The organism is Streptomyces sp. NPDC014995 (genome assembly GCF_043080745.1).
In the GTDB taxonomy this organism is placed as follows: Bacteria; Actinomycetota; Actinomycetes; order Streptomycetales; family Streptomycetaceae; genus Streptomyces.
Window position 1 is genome coordinate 77,470 of sequence record NZ_JBIBVX010000004.1, and the last position, 21,978, is coordinate 99,447.

At 73.4% G+C, this 21,978-nt stretch carries 13 protein-coding genes and 1 riboswitch; of the genes, 5 read left to right on the forward strand and 8 right to left on the reverse strand.

Translation table 11 applies throughout. From position 1 onward, the window contains the following. Positions 1-13: 13 nt before the first annotated feature. From sucC to ACF1A1_RS10010, 6 genes are all read right to left on the reverse strand, one after another. Positions 14-1,192, reverse strand: coding sequence for an ADP-forming succinate--CoA ligase subunit beta (sucC, locus tag ACF1A1_RS09985; RefSeq protein ID WP_391647360.1), 1,179 nt, complete (start codon positions 1,190-1,192; stop codon positions 14-16). A gap of 661 nt (positions 1,193-1,853) precedes the next feature. Further along, positions 1,854-3,698, reverse strand: a complete 1,845-nt coding sequence (locus ACF1A1_RS09990; RefSeq protein WP_391647362.1) for a hypothetical protein — start codon at positions 3,696-3,698, stop codon at positions 1,854-1,856. 144 nt (positions 3,699-3,842) lie between these two features. After that, on the reverse strand, positions 3,843-4,844 hold the full coding sequence (locus ACF1A1_RS09995) for a hypothetical protein (RefSeq protein WP_391647364.1): 1,002 nt from the start codon (positions 4,842-4,844) through the stop codon (positions 3,843-3,845). Positions 4,845-5,005: 161 nt separating this feature from the next. Continuing rightward, positions 5,006-6,388 (reverse strand): VWA domain-containing protein, encoded by a 1,383-nt coding sequence (locus tag ACF1A1_RS10000; RefSeq protein ID WP_391647366.1) that lies wholly within the window; start codon positions 6,386-6,388, stop codon positions 5,006-5,008. Continuing rightward, positions 6,385-8,994, reverse strand: coding sequence for a DUF5682 family protein (locus tag ACF1A1_RS10005; RefSeq protein WP_391999046.1), 2,610 nt, complete (start codon positions 8,992-8,994; stop codon positions 6,385-6,387). Before ACF1A1_RS10005 ends, ACF1A1_RS10000 begins: the two co-directional genes overlap by 4 nt. A 766-nt stretch (positions 8,995-9,760) precedes the next feature. Continuing rightward, positions 9,761-10,891 (reverse strand): AAA family ATPase, encoded by a 1,131-nt coding sequence (locus ACF1A1_RS10010; protein WP_391647368.1) that lies wholly within the window; start codon positions 10,889-10,891, stop codon positions 9,761-9,763. A 133-nt stretch (positions 10,892-11,024) separates the two neighbouring features. On the opposite strand from ACF1A1_RS10010, the gene ACF1A1_RS10015 reads away from it, so the two are divergent. Both ACF1A1_RS10015 and ACF1A1_RS10020 read left to right on the forward strand, forming a co-directional pair. Then, positions 11,025-12,377 (forward strand): SWIM zinc finger family protein, encoded by a 1,353-nt coding sequence (locus ACF1A1_RS10015; RefSeq protein WP_391647370.1) that lies wholly within the window; start codon positions 11,025-11,027, stop codon positions 12,375-12,377. Positions 12,378-12,535: 158 nt separating this feature from the next. Beyond that, positions 12,536-14,164: a DUF5691 domain-containing protein gene (locus ACF1A1_RS10020; protein ID WP_391647372.1), complete on the forward strand. Its 1,629-nt coding sequence runs from the start codon at positions 12,536-12,538 to the stop codon at positions 14,162-14,164. Positions 14,165-14,231: 67 nt separating this feature from the next. On the opposite strand, the gene ACF1A1_RS10025 is transcribed toward ACF1A1_RS10020, so the two are convergent. Continuing rightward, complete coding sequence (locus ACF1A1_RS10025) at positions 14,232-14,648, reverse strand: cobalamin B12-binding domain-containing protein (protein ID WP_043503454.1); 417 nt, start codon at positions 14,646-14,648, stop codon at positions 14,232-14,234. Positions 14,649-15,022: 374 nt separating this feature from the next. Here ACF1A1_RS10025 and ACF1A1_RS10030 point away from each other — a divergent pair, with 374 nt between their 5' ends. Continuing rightward, positions 15,023-15,907, forward strand: a complete 885-nt coding sequence (locus tag ACF1A1_RS10030; protein ID WP_391647374.1) for an esterase/lipase family protein — start codon at positions 15,023-15,025, stop codon at positions 15,905-15,907. Between the two features lie 245 nt (positions 15,908-16,152). Continuing rightward, entirely contained in the window at positions 16,153-17,667 is a 1,515-nt protein-coding gene (locus tag ACF1A1_RS10035; RefSeq protein WP_391647376.1) for a M23 family metallopeptidase, read from the forward strand. A gap of 80 nt (positions 17,668-17,747) precedes the next feature. Here the strand turns inward: ACF1A1_RS10035 and pcrA are convergent, their stop codons facing one another. Next, on the reverse strand, positions 17,748-20,228 hold the full coding sequence (pcrA, locus tag ACF1A1_RS10040; RefSeq protein WP_391647378.1) for a DNA helicase PcrA: 2,481 nt from the start codon (positions 20,226-20,228) through the stop codon (positions 17,748-17,750). Between the two features lie 282 nt (positions 20,229-20,510). After that, positions 20,511-20,685, forward strand: a riboswitch (cyclic di-AMP (ydaO/yuaA leader). A gap of 8 nt (positions 20,686-20,693) precedes the next feature. On the opposite strand from pcrA, the gene ACF1A1_RS10045 reads away from it, so the two are divergent. After that, complete coding sequence (locus ACF1A1_RS10045; protein ID WP_391647380.1) at positions 20,694-21,872, forward strand: NlpC/P60 family protein; 1,179 nt, start codon at positions 20,694-20,696, stop codon at positions 21,870-21,872. The last annotated feature ends 106 nt before the right edge of the window (positions 21,873-21,978 follow it).

Sequence of the window (21,978 nt, forward strand, 5' to 3'; positions counted from 1 at the left end):
TCGTCCTCGGTGCTTACTTGGCGGCGGCCAGCTCGGCGGCCTTGTCGGCCGCGCCGTCCATGGTGTCGACGCGCTGGACCAGCGGGTGGTTGGCGTCGGTGAGGATCTGCCGGCCCAGCTCGGCGTTGTTGCCGTCGAGGCGGACGACGAGCGGCTTGGTGACCTCTTCGCCGCGGTCCTCGAGGAGCTTCAGGGCCTGGACGATGCCGTTGGCGACCTCGTCGCAGGCGGTGATGCCGCCGAAGACGTTGACGAAGACGGAGCGGACGTCCGGGTCGCCGAGGATGATCTCGAGACCGTTCGCCATCACCTGGGCGGACGCGCCGCCACCGATGTCCAGGAAGTTGGCGGGCTTCACGCCGCCGTGGTTCTCACCGGCGTACGCGACGACGTCCAGGGTCGACATGACCAGGCCCGCGCCGTTGCCGATGATGCCGACCTCGCCGTCGAGCTTGACGTAGTTGAGGCCCTTCTCCTTGGCGGCGGCCTCGAGGGGGTTGGCCGCGGCCTTGTCGTGGAGCTCCTCGTACTCGGGGTGACGGAACTCGGCGTTCTCGTCGAGCGACACCTTGCCGTCGAGGGCGAGGACGTCACCGGAGGCGACCTTCGCGAGCGGGTTGACCTCGACGAGGAGGGCGTCCGACTTGATGAAGGTGTCCCACAGCTTGACGAGGACGTTCACGACCTTGTCGGCGACCTCGGCCGGGAACTTGGCGGCCTCGACGATCTCGCGGGCCTTGGCCTCGTCCACACCGTCGATGGCGTCGATCGCGATCTTGGCGACGGCCTCCGGGCGGGTGGCCGCCACCTCCTCGATCTCCATGCCGCCCTCGACGGACGCGATGGAGAGGAAGGTGCGGTTGGCACGGTCGAGGAGGAAGGAGACGTAGTACTCCTCGACGATCTCCGGAGCGGTCTCGGCAATCATGACCTTGTGGACCGTGTGGCCCTTGATGTCCATGCCGAGGATGTCCGTCGCGCGGGCGACGGCCTCGTCCGGGGTGGCGGCCAGCTTGACGCCACCGGCCTTGCCGCGACCACCGACCTTCACCTGCGCCTTGACGACGGACTTGCCGCCCAGACGCTCAGTGATCTCGCGCGCCGCCTCAGGCGTGTCGATGACTTCACCGGCCAGCACCGGTACATCGTGCTTGGCGAAGAGGTCCCTCGCCTGGTACTCGAACAGGTCCACGCGCTTCCGTCCCTATCAGTGATCTCGCGGTTCGTTGGATGCGTGGGCGTGCCGCGAAGGGCAACGTGACGACCGCATGTGTCACAAGGGATGCGCACACGGTGTCCGAGCGCGCGGCATGTCCGTCTCGCAGGTTATCGCTGCTTGCGGGGGGCCTCTAAATCGCGGGTCACACCTGAGCGGTGATACCTGTCACATGATGCCGGGCTCACTGGCACGCCGTGCCGCAGGTGAGGGGCCTCACCGGGCTGGGGTTGACCCGGTGAGACCCCCTGACCAGCCCCGGAGGGGCTCATGAGCGGCCCCGAAGGGGCTCGGGGCGGTCCGTCCTCACCCCAATGAGGACGGCCCGCCCCCCATCCGCCGGGCCTACGGCCGGACGCGTCCGACGGCTTTCGGCCGTCCGGGTCTTCGGCCCCGCGGAGCTTGGCGGTGCGGAGTCGGCGGGTGCGGCGGTGCGGGCAGTGAATGCCGTCCGCCAGGGAGTGCCGGTCCGCGGTGGGTGCGGTTCCGCAACAGGTGCGGCCCGCGGTGGGTGCGGTTCTTCAGTTGGTGCGGTTCTTCGGTTGATGCGGTTCCGCAGTGGGGGCGGTTCCGCGGTGGGGGCGGTTCCGCGGTGGGGGCGGTTCCGCGGTGGGGGCGGTTTCTTCGGTGGTGCGGTTCAGATGCGGTAGGTCGCAGCCGTCGTGCCCGCGTGCCGCACCGAGGAGGGGGTGGTCGCCTCGGCGACGCCCGCGGCACCGGTGACGGCGTGCCCGGCCAGCGGCTGGGCCGTGGCGCCGACGGTGCCGGTCACGTCGTACGCGAAGCCGTCGACGTTGTGGGTCACGCCGTGCGCGAAGGGGGAGACCGGGGCCGTCACCTCGTGTGCGAAGCCGTCCACGGTGCCGGTGACACCGTGGGCGAAGCCGCCGGTGGTGCCGGTGACGTCGTGGGCGAAGCCGTCGACGGTGCCGGTCAGGTGGTGCGCGAAGGAGCCGACGGGAGCCGTCACCTCCTGGACGAGGTCGACGACGGGGGCCGCGACCTGCTGGGCGAAGGGGGCGACCGGGGTCGTCGCGTCGTAGGCGAAGCCCTGGGCGGTGCCGGTCACCTCGTGGGCGAAGCCGCCGGTGGTGCCGGTGACACCGTGGACGAGGCCGGGGGCGGTGCCGGTCACGTCGTCGACGCAGCCGTCGGTGGTGCCGGTCACGCCCTGGGTGAAGGAGCCCGCGTCGCCGCCGACGCCGTACGCCAGCGCCCCGGCGTCCGTGACCGCCTGGCCGGCGACCGGCACGGCGCCCCGCACGGCGGTGTGCGCGGCGGGCGGCAGAACGGCGGCCGCGGCGTCGTAGGAGACCTCGCCGGCCAGGCCGGTGGCGTACGGCGGTACGTCCGCCGCCACGCCGCCGACGACCGGCTGCACGCCCCACACGGCACCGTCCACGACCGTCCGGGCGTCGGCGACGGTGCCCTGGGCCAGCGCGGTCGCCGCGTCGACGGCGTGCCCGGCGGCGGAGGCGACACCCGCCACCGCCTGCCCGGCGACCGGGGTGGCCCCGTGCACCGCGTGGGTGGCGATGGGCAGCACCCCGTCCACGGCGGAGCCGACCACCGGCGGGACGACCGCCGCGGTCGTCTCCCCGACGACCGGCGCGACCGTCCCGGGGACGGCACCGACGGTGCCGAGGACATGGCTCGGAACGCCGGAGACGGTGGCTTCGGCCGCGGTCACACCGGTGCCGGCCACGCTCGTGGCGGTGGCCGTGGCGGTGGCGCCCTCGGCGGTCGCACGCCCCTGGGCGCCGGACACCGCACCCTGCACACCGGCGGCCGTACGGCCCGCGCCCGCCACCACGTGCTGGGCCTTCGTCCGTACGACGCCGTCGACGCCCTGCGCCTGGGCGCGCGCCGCCGACTGGACGCCCGCGAGCTTGGTCTGCGCCGCGGCGAGCGCCCGCTCCAGCTCCGGGGCGAAGGCGGCGAGGGGGCCGAAGAGGTAGTCGACGGCGGTGCCGTCCGTCGGGAGGTCGGTGCCGGAGAACGCGGTGGACGCCGTGTCGGCGGCCCGGGCCGCCTTCGCGGTGCCGGTCTCGGCCGTGAACGCGGCGGCGGACCGCACCTTGCCCTGGACGTCGGCGGTGGCGGCCCGCGCCGACCGGGCGCCCTCGATGGCCTGCGCACCGCGGATCGTGGAGGCCGGCGAGACGGCGACCTGGGCGTCGGCCTCGCCACGGACCCGGCCCACGGCGTCCGTGGCCTTCCCGGTGACCTCGGTGGTGACGGTGGTCCCGGTGTCGCCGGTGGCGGTCCCGAGGGTGTCGGAGACGGTGGTGGTGACGTCCGAGACGGTGCCGGTGACCGTGCCGGAGACGGTGCCGAGCGTGTCACCGGCCTCGAGGGTCGCGTCCGGCAGGGAGAGGGACGAGGCGGGCAGTTCGTCGGCGCTGGCCGCGGTCGAACCGAGCGCCCACGCACCGGTGACACCGGCGGCGATGACGATGGAACGACGGATGTTCTTGTTCATGCGTGCGTCAGATCCTTAGGGGTTCCGAGACTTCGGAAGGCTTGGGGACAATTCCGGCGCCGGAGCGGGGGAAGGGCTCCGGGCGGGGCGGGCAGACCTGTCTCCGCCCCCGCGCGGCAGGTCTACGGGGGAAGGAGGTCTGCCCTAGCCGGGGAAGACGGGAATGTCCCGGTACCTGTCCTGGGTCTCGGACGCGTCGGTCCGCACGGCGCTGCCGGGCACCAGCCGCAGCGCCACCCGGTGATACGGCGTGACGGCGTGCGCGTCACCGTGCCGCTGGGAGCCGCTGTCCACCACCGGCCCGTTGCCCAGCACACCGTCGGGGCCGCCCGCGGGCGCCCGGTGCGCGGGCAGGTGGCCTCCGTGTCCAGCCCGGTCTCCGCCACCGTGCGCCGCCACGCCCGCCTCGGCATGGCCCACCGCATCCCACGGCCCGTACGACGACGTGCCCGCCGCCGACTCGGCCGGTCCGTGCCGGTCCGCCGACGGACTGGCCCCGGAGCCCTGCCCGGGCGTCGACGCCACCGGCACCGGCAGCGCCCCGCCCGGCTGCTCCCCGGGGAGCGTGGGCAGGGAGGGCAGCGACGGCCGGGAGGGAGCGTCCGGCAGTCCGGGGAAGGCAGGCAGCGAGGGCAGCCCGGGCAGCGCCGGACGACTCGGCAGGCCCGGCGACGACGTGGGTGGCACGTCCCCGTGCGCCCCGGCCAGCGACTCGGTCCCCGCCGCCACGACAGCACCGGCCGACCGCACGACCTTGCCGCCTACGGGAAGGTCGGGGGCCTTGGGATCCGGCGAGGCGGAGGGAGCCGACGGAGCGGAGGAAGCCGAGGAAGCCGACGGAGCGGAGGGAGCCGAGGGAGCCGAGGGAGCCGAGGGAGCCGACGAAACTGACGGCGCGTTCTCGGCCGGGGTCTCGGTCGCCGTCGACGTCGGCGCCGACGGCACCGACAGGGACGACGTCGTCGGCAGCGAGGGCGTCGGCGACACGGATGCCGATGCCCCGTCAGCCGCCTGCGCGTGCCCTCCGAAGAGGATCCCGAGGGCGAACAACCCGCCCACCAGCAGCGCGCCTTGCAGCGTACGCCGCCCGGCCGCCGTGCGCAGGACGCGCAGAGCGGCGGTGGAGAGAGCGGCGGGCCAGACCAAGAGGGAGAGTCCTCCGTGCGACGAACGAGGCGAAACCAGGCGTCGATCCTTGCACGGGAGTGCCGAGGTTGCGCAAGCCCCCTGTTCCTGATGACCACTCATGCGTCGTTTCCCACCGAGACATCCCTTCCGTCCCGGGCGTCTGCCCTCGCTCCCGGTCCCTACTCCCCGTCCGGCACGGGCAGCGGACGTCTCTCGATCGCCGCGGCCATCACCTCCGGGAAGAGATCGGGCGTGCAGGCGAACGCCGGCGCGCCGAGTGCCGCGAGCGCGGCCGCGTGCTCCCGGTCGTAGGCGGGTGTCCCTTCGTCCGACAGCGCGAGCAATGTGACGAACTGCACGCCCGACGCCTTCATCGCCGCGACCCGCTTCAGCATCTCGTTCCGTATGCCTCCCTCGTACAGGTCGCTGATCAGCACGACCACCGTCTCCGCGGGCCGGGTGATCCGCGACTGGCAGTACGCCAGCGCCCGGTTGATGTCGGTACCGCCGCCGAGCCGGGTGCCGAACAGGACGTCCACCGGGTCGTCGAGCTGGTCGGTGAGGTCGACGACCGCCGTGTCGAAGACGACGAGCCGGGTGCTGATCGACCGCATCGACGCCAGCACAGCCCCGAACACCGAGGCGTAGACGACGGACGCCGCCATCGACCCGGACTGGTCGACGCAGAGGATCACCTCCTTCTTGACGGACTGCGACGCCCGCCCGTACCCGACGAGCCGCTCGGGCACGACCGTGCGGTACTCGGGGAGGTAGTGCTTGAGGTTGGCGGCGATCGTGCGGTTCCAGTCGATGTCGTGGTGGCGGGGGCGGGTGACGCGCGCGCTGCGATCGAGCGCGCCGGTGAGGGTGGCTCTGGTGCGGGTGGCCAGCCGCTTCTCCAGCTCCTCGACGACCTTGCGCACGACGGCCCGTGCGGTCTCCCTCGTCGTCTCCGGCATCGCCTTGTTGAGCGAGAGCAGCGTGCCGACCAGGTGCACGTCGGCCTCGACCGCCTCCAGCATCTCCGGCTCCAGCAGCAGCGTGGCCAGCCCGAGCCGGTCGATGGCGTCCCGCTGCATCACCTGGACGACGGAGGAGGGGAAGTACGTCCGGATGTCCCCGAGCCAGCGCGCCACGGACGGCGCCGACGCCCCGAGCCCCGCGGAACGGTCCCGTCCCGTCCGCGCTCCGTCCCGCTTCCCGTAGAGCGCGGCGAGCGTCCCGTCCATGGCCGCGTCCCGTCCCGACAACGCACACCCGGTGCCGTCCGCGTCGTCCCCACCGAGCACGAGCCGCCACCGCCGCAGCCGCTCCTGCCCCGGGTTCGTCGTCCCGGTCGCCCTGGTCGCCCCGGGCACTCCGGTTGTCCCGGGCGCTCCGGTAGTCGACCCGGGCGCTCCGGTTACCCCCGGCGCTCCGGTCGCTCCGGTCGCTCCAGGCACTCCGGTCGTCCGGGTCGCTTCCGTCGTCTCGGTCGCTCCGGTCGTCTCGGTCGCTCCGGTCGTCTCGATCGCCCCCGTCGTCCCGGTCGCTCCGGTTGGCCCGGTCGGCTCGATCGTCATCCGTTCACCCCCTGGAGGTCATTGCCGTTCCGCAGGTCGTCGCCCTCCCGCAGGTTGTTGCCGTTCCGCAGGTCGTCGTCCTGCCGCAGGTTGTTGCCGTCCCGCAGTTCGGTCAGGTGCCGTTGCTCGTTGTCGGGCCCTTGCTCGCAGGCGGGCCGTTGCTCGTTGTCGGGCTCCTGCTCGCTGACTGGCCCTCGCTCGCCGGCGGGGTCGAGCCCCAGCAACAGCCGCACCACGGGCTGGACGGCGTCCGCGCGCCCCGCGTCGAGTTCGGCCGCGAAACCGGCTCTGCCGACACCCGCCCCCACCGCGCTCCCCCGCTCACCCGGCCCGCGCCGCACCAACTCCCCAAGCGTCCTGCGCACCCCCGCCTCGTACGCCGAGAACGTCCGCCGCAGCAACGGCAGTACGTCCGTGAACGCCTCGGCCGGCACCCCCGTCAGCCATCCGTCGACCAGGCCGAGCAGTCGCTCGTCGTGCACGAGGAGCAGCCCGCCCCCGGAGCCGCCGCCGACGAAGCCCTCGATCCAGGCGGCCGCCTCCCCCGGCGGCGTCCCCGGTGACAGAGCGAGGCCCATGAGCCGCGCCGCCTCGTCGCCCTGCAGTTCCCCCTCGTCCAGCAGCAGGCGTACCGCCCGCCCCCGGATGACACCGGACACGGCGTCCCGCACGGACAACACCCGCAGGACTCCCCGCCAGCGGCCCCGCAGGTCGCCGTGGCGCGGGGCGCCGGTGCCGTCGCCGGAGGGGCCGGACCCTTCTTCGACGGCCGCGCGCTCCCCCCGTCCGCGGTGGCCTCCTTGGTCCCGTCCGTCCCCTTCCTGGCCTCGGTCCCGTCGGTCCCCTTCCTGGCCTTGGTCCCCCGGGCCCCCTCCCGGCCGGACCGCCTCCTCCAGCAACCCCACCGCGCCGTGCACGGCGTCCACATGGCCTCGCATCTGCTCGGCCGCGTCGGCGTCCAGGGCGGCGCAGGCCGGGGGCAGGCCGACGAAGACCCGTTCGGCGAGGCCCGCGGCGACGTCGGCCAGCGCGCCGGTGTCGGTGCCGCGCACGTCGCCGTAGCGCAGGGAACGGACCAGGGCGGGCAGGGCCTGGGCGAGATGGCCGACGTCCGTGTCGAGCGCCGCCCGGTCGGCGAGGACCTGCATCACCGTCGGCAACGCCTCCGGCAGGCCGGCCAGCAGGCAGCGCTCGGCGAGCGCGGTCACGTCGGCAAGGCTGCCGGCGCCGACGGCGTCCGCCCCCGCCTTGGCGGTCGCGGCGGCGAGCACGGTCGTCCCCCACACCCCGGCCTCGGCCACCCGCACGGACAGCTCCGGCTCCCAGCGCAGCCGCCATGTCTCCCGGAACGTGCCGGTGCTGCCCCGCGAGACCGCCGGCTCCCCCCACTCGACGTGCAGCAGCCGCAGCCGGTGCAGCAGCCTGCTGCGCTCGGCGTCGTTCTCCTTGCGCAGGTCGAGCTCCATCTCCCGCTCCGGCGCCTCCGGCTTGAGCCGCAGTCGGCGCTGGAGCCGGTCGAGGTCGCGCTGCAACGGCACCGCTGGGGCGGTGGCCGGGACCTCCCCCAGCACGTCCCCGACGACCAGCCGGTCGTGCACGAGCGCCAGCGGCACGTCCGAGCCCTCGCACAGCACCGCCCGCACGGCGTCCGTCGTCTCGCTCAGACCGGGCAGCGGCCGACCGCGCAGCGCGGCGAGCGTCTCGGCCAGCCGCACCGCCTCGATGACGTGCGCCGGGGACACGATCCGGTCCTCCTCGCGCAGCAGCCCCGCCACCTTCGTGAGCCATCGCTCGACCGGCCGGTCCGGCGCGGCGAACAGATGCCCGTACCAGCCCGGTGACTCGACCCCGGCGCCGTAGCCCCCGGCCCGCGCCAGCCTGCGGTACGTCCACGGCACCCACGTCAGGTCGGTCCTGACCTTGGGCAGCCCCTTGAGCAGCGCGCGGTCGGCGGCGACGGTGGTCCTGCGCCGCAGCGCGGGCACGTGCCAGGCCCCGCACACCACGGCCACGCCCCCGTCCCCGTCCCCGAACTCCCGCTGCGCCGCCCGCACCTGGAGCCGCATGTACGCCTCCCGGACGGCATCCCGGTCGCTCCCCGCGTCGCCGTAGGTCTCCCGCAGGACCCCCATGGCCTCCTCGAGCGCGGCGAAGGGCGCGAACGGGTCCCGCTCCCCGTCCCCCTGGTGCTCGACGACGTCCTCCCACCACCGCTCGGGGTCGTCGTGACCGGCGGCCTCCGCGAGCGCGGCGAGGGGATCGACGCGCAGGCCGTCGGCCGACGGCTCGCCCTTGTCCCACGCCAGGGTGTGCGTGGCCGGGAGGTCGATGAAGCGGACAGGGACGCCGTGCTCCAGGGCCCACCGGATGGCGACCCACTCCGGCGAGAAGTCGGCCATCGGCCAGAACGCCGACCGGCCGGGCTCGTCCACGGCGTGGGCGAGGAGCGCGACCGGCGGCCGCATGTCCTCGTCGGCGGCCAACGGAATCAACGCGTCGGCCTCCGGCGGCCCCTCGATCAACACGACCCGCGGCCGCGCCTCCTCCAACGCCCCCCGAACGGCCCGAGCCGACCCCGGCCCGTGATGCCGCACCCCCAGCAACAGGGGCCGACCACCAGGAGCCCCCCGACCCCCGCCCTGCCCCTCGCCACCCCTCTGACCACCGGACCTACCCGCGACGGCCCCGCGACCATCGGCCTGCCCCCTGACGGCCTCGCGATCGTCGGCCTGCCCCCTGAAGGCCCCGCGACCGTCGGCCTGCCCGGTGACGGGCCCTCGGCTGCCCGTCTGGCCCCCAGCAAGCCCTTGACCACCGACCGCCCCCTCAGCAGGACCCTGACCACCGGGCCCCACGACGGCACCCCGACCGCCACCCCGCCCCGCGACAGGCCCCCGACCGCCAGCCTGGCCCGCACCAAGCCCTTGACCGCCCAGCCGCCCCCCGACAGGCCCCCGACCACGGACCTGCCCCGCGACGGCCCCCCGACCGCCACCCCGCCCCACGGCAGGCCCCCGACCGCCGGCCTGCCCCCCGACAGTCCGGTCACCGCCCACCTGCCCCGCCACCGTCGTCTGGACCCCAGGCATCTTGACCCCGGCCACCCCGACCCCCCGACCGCCCGGCTGCACGACGCCCACACGCCCGACACTCACGCCGTCGACACCCGCGCCCTCGACGCCCACGCCTTCGGCACTCCCGCCGTCCGCACCCACGCCCTCGACGCCCACGCCTTCGGCGCCCGCCCCGCCCCTCATCCCGTCCCCCTTCGCCTACGGGTCCACGTCGTGTCGTCGTCCCCCGGCCATGCCCAACGCGTTGCCCCGCGCCGCCCCACCGGCACGTACCTCCCCCGGTCGTCCTCGACCCCGTTCACGCGCTCACCTCCCGGCAGGCCCGGTAGAAGTCCGTCCAGCCGTCCCGTTCGCGGACCACCGCCTCGAGGTACTCCCGCCAGACGACCCGGTCGGCGGCCGGGTCGCGGACGACGGCGCCGAGGATGCCCGCCGCCACGTCGCCCGGCCGCAGCACGCCGTCGCCGAAGTGCGCGGCCAGGGCGAGCCCGTTGGTGACGACGGAGATCGCCTCCGCCGTCGACAGGGTGCCGCTCGGCGACTTCACCTTCGTGCGCCCGTCGGACGTGATCCCGTCGCGCAGCTCGCGGAAGACGGTCACCACACGGCGGATCTCGTCGATGCCGTCGGGCCCGGTCGGCAGGTCCAGGGAGCGGCCGATCTGGTCGACGCGCCGCGCGACGATGTCGACCTCGGCCTCGACGCTCGCCGGCAGCGGCAGCACCACCGTGTTGAACCTGCGGCGCAGGGCGCTGGACAGCTCGTTGACCCCGCGGTCGCGGTCGTTGGCCGTGGCGATCAGGTTGAAGCCGCGGACGGCCAGCACCTCCTGCCCCAGCTCCGGTACCGGCAGCGTCTTCTCCGACAGGATGGTGATGAGGGTGTCCTGCACGTCGGCCGGGATACGGGTCAGCTCCTCGACGCGCGCCGTCATCCCCTCCGCCATGGCCCGCATGACCGGGCTGGGCACCAGCGCGTCCCGGCTCGGACCGTGCGCGAGCAGCTGCGCGTAGTTCCAGCCGTAGCGGATCGCCTCCTCCGGGGTGCCCGCGGTGCCCTGCACCAGCAGGGTGGAGTCACCGCTGACGGCCGCGGCGAGGTGCTCGGACACCCAGGTCTTGGCGGTGCCGGGGACGCCGAGCAGGAGCAGGGCCCGGTCGGTGGCGAGCGTGGTGACGGCGACCTCGACGATGCGCCGCGGGCCGACGTACTTCGGCGTGATCACCGTGCCGTCCGGCAGGGTGCCGCCCAGGAGATACGTGGCGACCGCCCACGGCGACAGCTTCCAGCGGGCGGGGCGCGGACGGTCGTCCTGCGCGCCCAGCGCGGCGAGTTCGTCCGCGAAGGCGTCCTCGGCGTGCGGCCGCAGCGCCTCGGTCGACTGCTTCCCACTCGGTTCCACGAACGTCGGGTCGACGGACACAGACATGGCTGAGGCCCCCTCCAGCTCGGCCGGTTCGGATCTGCCACCAACCGTGCACCACGGCACTGACAATCCGTTCTGACCTGCGAAAACGTCACCGCCGGGCCGATTGTCAGTGGGTGGATCTACCGTCGGTGGCATGACTCAGCAGGGGGTGCGCTGGACCGCGGACCAGGTGCTGGCACTGGCACCTGACGCCGCGTCGCGCAAGGCGGGAAGCAAGCTCGGCGCGGCCGGTCCGTGGTCCGGGACGGGGAGTTCCGGCGAGGGGACGGTGTGGGGGCTGTGCAGGGGCAGCGGCAGCAAGCCGTATCAGACGGTCGTCGACGTCGCGGGCGCGTCGGGACCGGCGTACAAGTGCAGTTGTCCGAGCCGCAAGTTCCCGTGCAAGCACGCGCTCGGGCTGCTGTTGCTGTGGTCGGGCGGGGAGGCGGCGGTGGCGGCGGGGCAGGCGCCGGACTGGGCCGAGGAGTGGATCGCGGGACGGCGCGGGCGTACGGAGGAGAAACGGGAGGCGGATGCGCGGGGTTCCGGGACCGGCTCCGCTGATCCGGAGGCGGCCCGCCGGAGAGCGCGGCGCCGCGCCGAGCGGATCACCGCGGGGGCGACGGAGCTGGAACAGCGGCTGGCCGACCTCCTGCGCTCCGGCCTGGCCACGGCCGAGCAGGCGGGGTACGGGGTGTGGGAGGAGACGGCGGCCCGCATGGTCGACGCCCAGGCACCCGGACTGGCCGCACGGGTGCGGGAACTGGGGGTGATTCCGTCGTCCGGCCCCGGCTGGCCGGTGCGTCTGCTGGAGGAGTGCGCGCTGCTCCACCTCCTGGACCAGGGCTGGCTGCACCGCGAGCGCCTGCCGGAGGCCCTGGCGGCGACGGTCCGTACCCGCGTCGGTCTGCCCGCCTCACCGGACGGCCCGCCCCTGCGCGACGACTGGCTGGTCCTCGCCCAGTACGACACGGCCGACACGAAGCTGACGACCCGCCGCATCTGGCTCCACGGAGCGGCCTCCGGCCGCACGGCCCTCCTGCTCTCCTACGGCGCCGCCGGCCGCGCGCCCGAGCTCGCCCTGCCGGTCGGCCTGACCCTGGACGCGGAGGTGTCCGCCCACCCGGGCGCCGGGCAGCGGGCCTCCCTGGGCGAGCGGTTCGCCCCACCGGTGCCGACGGGCATCCGGCCACCGGGCGTGACGACGGCCGAGGCGACCGCCCGCTACGGCGCCGCTCTGCGCGACGACCCCTGGCTGGACTCCGTCCCGGTCACCCTGGACGACGTCATACCGACCCCGGACGGCGGCTCCTGGCAGTTGGCGGACGCCGAAGGGGACACCGCCCTCCCGCTCACCCCGGCCGCGGCCTCCCGCCCCGGCCTGTGGCGCCTGGTCGCCCTCTCGGGCGGCACGCCCGTCAAGGTCTTCGGCGAGTGCGGTCACCGCGGCTTCACCCCCCTGACGGCCTGGCCCCCGGGCCGGGGAGAGGCGGTACGACTGTGCTGACCCCACGCACCCCGTCCACGCTGGCCCCACCGAAGCCGGCGGGCGCGCCCACCCCGGAAAGTGCGCCCAGCCCAGGAAGCGCCCCCACCCCTGGCGGCACATCATCCACCCCGCAGCACCCGACAGAAGACAGCCCCGTGGGACGGAAGGGGAACGTCATGAGCGTGAGCGGCACTCCGGCTTCCGTCGCCCCGCCGCCCTCCTGGGAGGACCTGGTCACCGCGGCCCTCCTCGGCACGGACCGGCGTACGCCTCCGGGAGCGGTCCCCGGCCGGAGCGCACCGGCGGCCCTCCTGGACGTGGCGGCCGCCGAGACCGTACGGCGCCGGGCCGGCCTGCGTCCGGGGCGGGCGGCGCCCCGACCCGAGCCCACGCCCGAGGACCCGCGCCCGTCGCTGCCCGCCGCCGCGGCCCGCAGGCTCGCCCTGCTGCTGGCCGGCCGCCCCGGCGCCGGCGGAGGCGGCCGCAGGGGCACCGCACCCGACCTCATGGAACTGCTGCCCCAGTGGCTGGCGACGGCGAACGCCCGTGGGTTCGCCGCGCCCGCCGAGGCCCTGCCCGCGCTGCTCGACGCGGCCCGCGGACGCACGGACCTGCGCCCGGCGGCACTGGAGTTCGCGGGCCCGCGCGCCCTGTGGCTGGCGCGGCTCAACCCGGACTGGCGGTTCGCCCTGCGCGCGACTCCGGGCGCGGGCGCGTCCCTGCCGGGCCCGGAGGAGACCGACCGGATCGAGCGGCTCTGGCAGGAAGGCCTGTTCGCCGAGCGGGTCGCTCTCCTGGCGGCGATCCGGGCCCGCGACCCCGACGCGGCCCGCGAGTTGCTCGCGGGCACCTGGCCGACGGAGCGCGCGGAGGACCGGCTGATGTTCCTCGACTCGCTGCGCACCGGCCTCGGCCCCCGGGACGAGCCGTTCCTGGAACAGGCCCTGGCCGACCGCAGCCGCAACGTCCGGGCCACGGCCGCCGAGTTGCTGTCGGCGCTGCCGGGCTCGGCTCTCGCCACGCGGATGGCGGTGCGGGCCACGGCGTGTGTGGCCGTCGACCGCACGCGGGACACGCCGACGCTCGTCGTGGAGGCGCCGCACGAGTGCGACGCGGCCATGGAGCGGGACGGTGTGGTGCCCAAGGCACCCTCCGGCCGGGGTGAACGGTCGTGGTGGTTCGGCCAGTTGGTGGAGGCGACCCCGCTCGCCGCCTGGCCGGCGCGCCTGGGCGGCCGTACGCCGGAGGAGATCGTCGCGCTGCCGGTGGCCGACGACTGGCTGAGCGAACTGCACGCGGCCTGGTGCCGGGCCGCCGTACGGCAGCGGGACGCCGACTGGTCGCGGGCGTTGCTCGGGGTGCCGTCGGCGCCGGAGGCGGGCGGTCCGGGCGCGGTCTCCCTCGCCGAGCGGGCCAAGCTGCTCGGGACCCTGCCGGCGGGCGAACGGGCCGAGTGGGTGGCCGGGTTCATCGCGGCGCACGGTCTGTCCGAGGCGTTCCAACTGCTCGGGGTGTGTGCGGTGCCGTGGGCCCCGCCGCTGGGCCGGGCGGTGGTCGACGCGCTGAACATCGCGCGGGACGCGGGGAGTTACCCGTGGAGCTTCAGCGGAGTGATGGGGCTGGCGGAACGCTGCCTCGATCCGGCCGAGGCGGGCCGCCTCGACGCGCTGCTGGCGATACCGGACGAACCGGAGGACGCCTCCCCCGGGGCCGGCGGCTACTGGGCGGAGGCGTTCCAGCGGTTGGGGACGACGTTGCGGTTGCGGGCGGTGATGGCCGAGGAGCTCGGGGGCGCCCAGGCGTAGCGGGGTCCGGGGGCGCCGTGACCATCAGTGACGGCCGCCCCGGACCACCCGCACCGCTCGACGTGACCTACGCCCCCGCCGGCTGTCGGACGTTGGCCCGCACCCAGTCCACGATGGAAGCGGTCGTCGCCCCGGGCGTGAAGATCTCCGCGACGCCCTTCTCCTTCAGCGGCGGAATGTCCGCCTCCGGGATGATCCCCCCGCCGAAGACGAGGATGTCCGCCGCGTCCCGCTCCTTCAGGAGCTCGATCACGGCGGCGAAGAGCGTGTTGTGCGCCCCGGAGAGGATGGACAGGCCGATCGCGTCGGCGTCCTCCTGGATCGCCGTGTCGACGATCTGCTCGGGGGTCTGGTGAAGCCCGGTGTAGATGACCTCCATACCGGCGTCGCGCAACGCCCGCGCGATCACCTTGGCCCCACGATCGTGGCCGTCGAGCCCCGGCTTGGCCACCACCACGCGGATCGGACCGGCTGCCACACCCATCACTGCCTCCATGAAGCGACTACATCCATCCGTACCGATTCCCTGCGTACCGAGAGGTACCACCACACCGGCCGGGGGAAGTGAACGAACGTTATCGCCAGCATCCCGCACCCGGCAGTTTTACGGTGCGGACCGAGGGGGAAATCACACGGTGGGACACGTTCACCGCGCGCGGTTCCTTCTCCCCTCAGGGGGAACTCGGGGGGACATCGCGCAAACGGGAGCCGCAACGAGGTCGCGGCACCGCCGCGTCGCAGGCCGCGCGCCGTGGTGGTGCGGCACATCGGCACAGCCAGCCGACCTCCTCCGCCGCGACTTCCACGATGGCACACGGGGGACAGAGGCGTTCCCGGCGTGCCGACAGGAGGCCGGCCATGCAGGTCACGCGGATGTTGCAGCCCTTTCTGCCGTACTGCGAGCGTTTCCTGCCGACCAGGCTGGCCGGGCTCTCCGTGACCCTGCTGAAGGCCACCGTCCTCGACCTCGCGATCCTCGCGGGGCACCTGCTCCTGTATCCCTCCGGTATCGCCCAGGAGCGCCGGGGTCCGGGCGTCGCCGCACTTCCCGCGGTGGAGGGCACCGGGGACGACCCGGCGCGGCTGCCCGCGCAGGGCCAGCCGCCGGTCGTCCTGCTGCACGGCTTCATCGACAACCGCTCCGTCTTCGTCCTGCTGCGCCGCAGCCTCGCCCAGCACGGCAGGCACCGGGTGGAGTCACTCAACTACTCGCCGTTGACCTGCGACATCCGCATAGCGGCCGAGCTGCTCGGCCGGCACATCGAGGAGATCTGCGAGCGCACCGGCAGCAGCCAGGTCGACGTCGTCGGACACAGCCTCGGCGGCCTGATCGCCCGGTACTACGCACAGCGGCTCGGCGGTGACGCCCGCATAAGGACGCTGGTCACCCTCGGCACGCCGCACGCCGGCACCCGAGTGGCCCCCTTGGCGAACGCGCATCCGATCGTGCGCCAGATGCGCCCCGGCTCGGAGGTCATCGAGGAACTGTCCCGGCCGGCCCCCGGCTGCCGTACGCACTTCGTCAGCTTCTGGAGCGACCTCGATCACCTGATGGACCCGCTGGAGGCGGCCCGTATCGACCACCCGGACCTGCTCGCGCAGAACGTGCAGGTGAGCGGCATCGGTCACCTCGCGCTGCCCGTGCACCCGGCCGTCGCGACCGGTATACGGCAGGCCCTCGACGCCGACCGGACGGAAACCGCCGTGCCGGCCGGGCACACCGACGACCTGACGGTGGCCTGAGAAGGTCCAGCCGTACGGCCGGCCACGCCCCAAAAAAGCGGCCCCACAGCCGTCCGACAGCCACCTGACATCGAACACACTTCGAACAAAGAGCCAAAACTCGCGCCCACCCTCCCCCGAAACAGGGCCGATTGCCCCTTTCCCCCGGGCACGAAACCTGCCGAAGATTGTCGTGCCCGCGTACCGCCGGGTACAGTCACCGCACTGCTCTGGCAGCCCCTGTTGTCGAGGCGAGAGAGAAGTTGGTGAACGATCGTCACCCGTCGGGGACCCTGACCACCCCGGCTCCGGCTTCCGACGCCGACGCGGCGCACTACGCGTCGTACGACTCCCAGGAAGCCCAGTACGGCGACTTCACCCCTTACAACGCCTACGACACCGGCGCGCACACCACCGGCCACTTCGCGGCCGACCCCCTCTTCGGCGACCTCCCGGCCGACGGCACCCCGACGGGTGCGTACGAGACCGGACAGTGGTCCACGGGCAGCCAGGAGACGTCGAACTACGACCCGTACGCGGCCCAGCACCACGCCGCCTACGACACGGGCGCGTACGACACGACCGCCTGGGGCACGGGCTACCAGCACCTGTCGGCCATCCCGCAGCAGACCCCGGCGGCCGACACCAGCGGACAGTGGGACGCGAGCGCCTGGCAGCAGGCCGACCAGTCCGGTGGGCCCGCCGACCAGACCCAGCAATGGGAATGGGGCACACAGGCCTTCGACACCGGTGCCTACGACGCCACGCAGTGGAACTCCGACGGCAGCCCCGCCACGTCCGGCCCCGACGAGTACGAGCAGCCGGCCGAGCCGCCCTTCGACCAGCAGGCCACCGCCGCCTTCGAGCAGAGCGGCTTCGAGCAGAACGGCTACGACGAGCCCGCCGCGTACGAGGAACACCGCGCGGAGGAGGGCGAGTTGGCCTCCACCGGCGAACTGCCCGCCGTCTCGGCGGACCCCCTCCTCGACGACCAGGAGGATGCCGCCCCGGCTCCCACCACGCGCGCCGCGGCCCGCAACGCCAACCGTTCCCGGCGCCGTACGCCCCCGAAGCGCTCCGCGCTGCTGACCGTGGCCGTGCCCTCGGCCTGTGTGATGGGCGTCGCCGGCATCGCCGCCGCCTCCGTCGGGACGCTGACCGGCGACGACAAGGACACCTCGGCAGCCGCCCCGGACACGCAGGCGGTGAAACCGTCCACCGCCAACAACAAGCTGGACTCCCAGCTCCAGACCCTCACCGCCGAGGCCGACGCCTTCGCCGACCGCGCCAGCCGGACGCAGGAACGTATCGACCTCAAGGCTCAGCAGGAAGCCGAGAAGAAGAAGGCGGCAGCGGAGGCGGCCCGCAAGGAGCGGCTCCGCCCCAAGTACGCCCTCCCGGTCGCCCGGCACGGACTGAGCGCCTACTACGGCCAGTCCGGCATCAACTGGATGTCCCTGCACACCGGCATCGACTTCCCGGTCTCCTACGGCACCACGGTCCTGGCCGCGACCGACGGCACCGTCCGCACCCAGTGGAACAGCGCCTACGGCAACATGATGATCGTGACGGCGAAGGACGGTACGGAGACCTGGTACTGCCACCTCTCCAGCTACCGCGTCGCCTCCGGGACCACGGTGAAGGCCGGCGACCCGATCGCGTACTCCGGGAACTCCGGCAACTCGACCGGTCCGCACCTGCACTTCGAGGTCCGGCCGGGCGGGGGCTCCTCGATCGACCCGCTGTCGTGGCTGCGCAGCCACGGCCTCGACCCGACGTAGAGCAAGCCGCGGCCGGTCCGCCGTGCGAGCCCCCGCTGTTCAGCGGGGGCTTTCTTCGTGAGCGGCCCGGGACCGGGGTGTTACAGCTTCTCCACCGGCGCGTACCGCAGCAGCAGCCGCTTCGGCTTGGTGTCGCCGAAGTCGATCGTCGCCTCCGCGTTGGCGCCCGTGCCCTTCACCCCGACGACCGTGCCGAGCCCGAACTGGTCGTGCGTGACGCGGTCCCCGACGGCCAGCGAGACCACCGACTGCTCCGCGGTCCGCCGGGTGGCGAAACCGGACGCGCCGGCCGCCGAGGACCGCGAGCGGGACGAGGACAGCGAGGCCGCCACCGCGGACGCCGGACCGGAGGACACGGGCGAGGTGGCTCCCGTCCGCTTCCAGTCGACATGCGTGGCCGGGATCTCCTCCAGGAACCGGGAGGGCGGGTTGTACGACGGCTGTCCCCACGCGCTGCGCATCGCGGACCGGGTCAGGTAGAGCCGCTCCCGCGCGCGCGTGATGCCGACGTAAGCCAGGCGGCGCTCCTCCTCCAGCTCCTTGGTCTGACCGAGGGCACGCATGTGCGGGAAGACGCCGTCCTCCATGCCGGTCAGGAACACCACCGGGAATTCGAGGCCCTTGGCGGTGTGCAGGGTCATCAGGGTGATGACGCCGGAGCCGTCCTCGTCCTCGTCGGGGATCTGGTCGGAGTCGGCGACCAGGGCGACCTGCTCCAGGAACTCGGCCAGACTCACCGACTCCTCCCCGCGCTCCTGCTCGAACTCCAGGGCGACGGCGGCGAGTTCCTGGAGGTTCTCGATCCGGGTCTCGTCCTGCGGGTCGGTCGAGGCCTGCAACTCGGCCAGGTAACCGGTCCGTTCGAGGACGGCCTCCAGGACCGTCGCCGGGCCGGCGCCCGACTCGACGATCGTGCGCAGCTCCTCCATCAGCACGTTGAACCGCTTCACGGCGTTCGTCGACCGCGCCGCCATGCCGTACGCCTCGTCGACGCGGCGCAGTGCCTGCGGGAAGCTGATCCTCTCTCGCTGGGCGAGGGCGTCGATCATGGCCTCGGCGCGCTCGCCGATGCCGCGCTTGGGGACGTTGAGGATGCGGCGCAGCGGCACCGAGTCCTCGGGGTTGGCCAGGACCCGCAGGTAGGCCAGGACGTCCCGGACCTCCTTGCGCTCGTAGAAGCGGACGCCGCCGACGACCTTGTAGGGCAGGCCGACGCGGATGAAGATCTCTTCGAAGACACGGGACTGGGCGTTGGTGCGGTAGAAGACGGCGACGTCGCCGGCCTTCGCCTCGCCCGCGTCCGTCAGGCGGTCTATCTCGTCCGCGACGAACTGCGCCTCGTCGTGCTCGGTGTCGGCGACGTAGCCGGTGATGCGCGCGCCCGCGCCCGCGTTGGTCCACAGGTTCTTGGGGCGGCGGGACTCGTTGCGCTCGATGACCGCGTTGGCGGCGGAGAGGATCGTCTGCGTGGAGCGGTAGTTCTGCTCCAGCAGGATCGTCGTCGCGTCCGGGTAGTCCTCCTCGAACTGGAGGATGTTGCGGATCGTCGCCCCCCGGAAGGCGTAGATCGACTGGTCGGCGTCGCCCACGACGCACAGCTCCGCCGGCGGGAGGTCGTCCTCGCCGGGCGGGACGTCGACGGGGTGCTCGGAGGTGCCGACGAGCTCGCGGACGAGGGCGTACTGGGCGTGGTTGGTGTCCTGGTACTCGTCGACCAGCACGTGCCGGAAGCGGCGGCGGTAGTGCTCGGCGACGTCCGGGAACGCGCGGAGCAGGTTGACCGTCGTCATGATCAGGTCGTCGAAGTCCAGGGCGTTCGCCTCGCGCAGCCGCGACTGGTAGAGGGCGTATGCCTGGGCGAGGGTCTTCTCGAAGCCGTCGGCGGCCTGGGCGGCGAAGTCCTCCTCGTCGATCAGCTCGTTCTTCAGGTTGCTGATCTTGGCGCTGAAGGACTTCGGCGGGAAGCGCTTGGGGTCGAGGTCCAGGTCGCGGCAGACCAGGGCCATCAGACGCTTGGAGTCGGCGGCGTCGTAGATCGAGAACGACGACGTGAAGCCGAGCCTCTTGCTCTCGCGGCGCAGGATGCGCACGCACGCGCTGTGGAAGGTCATCACCCACATCGCGTTCGCGCGCGGGCCGACGAGCTGCTCGACGCGCTCCTTCATCTCACCGGCGGCCTTGTTGGTGAAGGTGATCGCGAGGATCTGGCCCGGGTGGACGTGGCGCTCGGCGAGCAGGTGGGCGATGCGGTGGGTGAGCACGCGCGTCTTGCCGGAGCCGGCACCGGCGACGATGAGCAGCGGGGTGCCGGAGTGGACGACGGCGGCGCGCTGGTTGTCGTTGAGCCCCTCCAGGAGCGCCGCGGCGTCGATCGCCGGGCGTGGGGCGCCGTCGCGGTAGTAGGCGTCCCGGTCCGGGGGCACGTCGAACTTCCCGCCGAACAGATCGTCCGGAAGCGGCTCCGGAGTGTGATCGCCCTCGGGCGGTGGCGGGGGTTCCTCGTCGTGGCCGCGCGGGGCCTGGAGGTCCGCCAGGAAGCTGTCGTCAAAGAGGCTGCTCATCGCTCTCCGAGTCTAGGGTGCCCCACCGACAACCGGCCGCCGTCCCCAGAACATCCCGGTTTTCCCCCGGTTCCGGAAGCCGACGATCTTCCGGTGCCGCCCGCCCGGCACCCTCTCACCCTCCAGGACGACCTGGTCACGCTGTGCGACGAATCGGGAAACCCGGACCGAGGTCACGAAAATGTATCGGGCATATCACCCATCAACCTTCACAGGGGCCACACGAGTTGGCTACCGTGCCGGGCAGGCCGTACGACCTCCACCGGCGAACCTCGCCGGGCCGCGCGGCCTCCGCCGAGTCCGGCGTGCCCCCTCGCGGCAGCCGGAGCCGGGGACCCACCGAGACCTTGGGGTGAATCGGCCCGACTCCCCTTCCGGGGACGAGCCGTAGGGCAACCCTTCCGAAGCACCCGCCCGAACCCGACAGCTAACCCGGTAGGCGGAACACGGAAGGAGTCGCCTCCCTTGGCGTCGCAGCACCGCAAGCCGCGCCCCACGGGTACGCGCGTAGCAGGCCTACGCACGCCCGCCCTCGCCACCGCCGCCCTCACCTCGGTGGCCCTGCTCTCCCAGACGGCCGACGCCGCACCCTCCACCGACGGCAAGCCGAGCCTGGAGGAGGTCGAGAAGAAGGTCGACGACCTCTACCGCCAGGCGGAGTCGGCCACCGAGAAGTACAACGCCGCCAAGGAGAAGACGACCAAGCAGCGCCAGCGCGTCGACTCCCTCCTCGACGACGTGGCCCAGCGCACCCAGAATCTCAACGAAGCGCGGGAGCAGCTGGGTTCCTTCGCGGCCGCCCAGTACCGCACCGGTGCCTCCGCGCCCGACACGGCGACCTTCCTGCTGGCGGACACTCCGCAGGACTACTTCGACCAGAACCAGCTGATGAGCCGGCTGACCGACCGGCAGAAGGACGCGGTCGACGACTACGTCACCGAGCAGTCGGAGACGATGAAGAAGCGTCAGGAGGCCGCGCAGAGCCTCCAGACGCTCACCGAATCGCAGAACGACCTCAAGACCGCCAAGGCCACCGTCCAGAAGAAGCTGAGCACCGCACGCGCGCTGCTGTCGCAGCTGACGGCGGAGGAGAAGGCGCGGCTCGCCGCGATCGAGCGGCAGAAGCAGCAGGAGGCCGCCCGCAAGGCGGCGGAACTGGCGCAGCAGCAGGCGGCGGAGGCGGCGGCCGCGCAGCAGGAGAGCGACGCCTCGTCGAGCACGAGCGGTTCGTCGGGCACCGGTACGTCCGGCACCGGTTCGTCCTCGTCCACGGACTCGTCCTACGCCACCAAGGCCGAGAAGGCGCTCGCCTTCGCCCGCGCCCAGATCGGCAAGCCCTACGTCTGGGGCGCCACGGGCCCCGAGTCCTACGACTGCTCCGGCCTCACCCAGGCCGCCTGGAAGGCCGCCGGCGTCACCCTTCCGCGCACCACCTACGACCAGGTGAACGCGGGCACCACCGTCCCCCTCGCCGACGCCCTGCCGGGCGACCTGATCTTCTTCTACGACGACGTCACCCACGTCGGCATCTACATCGGCAACGGCATGATGATCCACGCCCCGAAGCCGGGCACGTACGTGCGCGAGGAGTCGGTGTTCTACGACGGCGAGTCGTCGATCCACAGCGTGGTGCGACCTGCCTGAGCGACGGGGCCGAGCTGTCGGGCCTGAGCGACCGGGCTGAGCTGTCGGCCTGAGCGATCGCCCCCGGCCCGGTGGGCCGGGGGCACGCGCGCGTGGAGGTGCGTTT

Coding starts and splice junctions, on each gene's coding strand:
- ACF1A1_RS09990 (WP_391647362.1), bottom strand. CDS start 3,698: ATGAACAAGAACATCCGTCGTTCCATCGTCATCGCCGCCGGTGTCACC.
- ACF1A1_RS10000 (WP_391647366.1), bottom strand. CDS start 6,388: ATGACGATCGAGCCGACCGGGCCAACCGGAGCGACCGGGACGACGGGG.
- ACF1A1_RS10010 (WP_391647368.1), bottom strand. CDS start 10,891: ATGTCTGTGTCCGTCGACCCGACGTTCGTGGAACCGAGTGGGAAGCAG.
- ACF1A1_RS10015 (WP_391647370.1), top strand. CDS start 11,025: ATGACTCAGCAGGGGGTGCGCTGGACCGCGGACCAGGTGCTGGCACTG.
- ACF1A1_RS10020 (WP_391647372.1), top strand. CDS start 12,536: ATGAGCGTGAGCGGCACTCCGGCTTCCGTCGCCCCGCCGCCCTCCTGG.
- ACF1A1_RS10025 (WP_043503454.1), bottom strand. CDS start 14,648: ATGGGTGTGGCAGCCGGTCCGATCCGCGTGGTGGTGGCCAAGCCGGGG.
- ACF1A1_RS10030 (WP_391647374.1), top strand. CDS start 15,023: ATGCAGGTCACGCGGATGTTGCAGCCCTTTCTGCCGTACTGCGAGCGT.
- pcrA (WP_391647378.1), bottom strand. CDS start 20,228: ATGAGCAGCCTCTTTGACGACAGCTTCCTGGCGGACCTCCAGGCCCCG.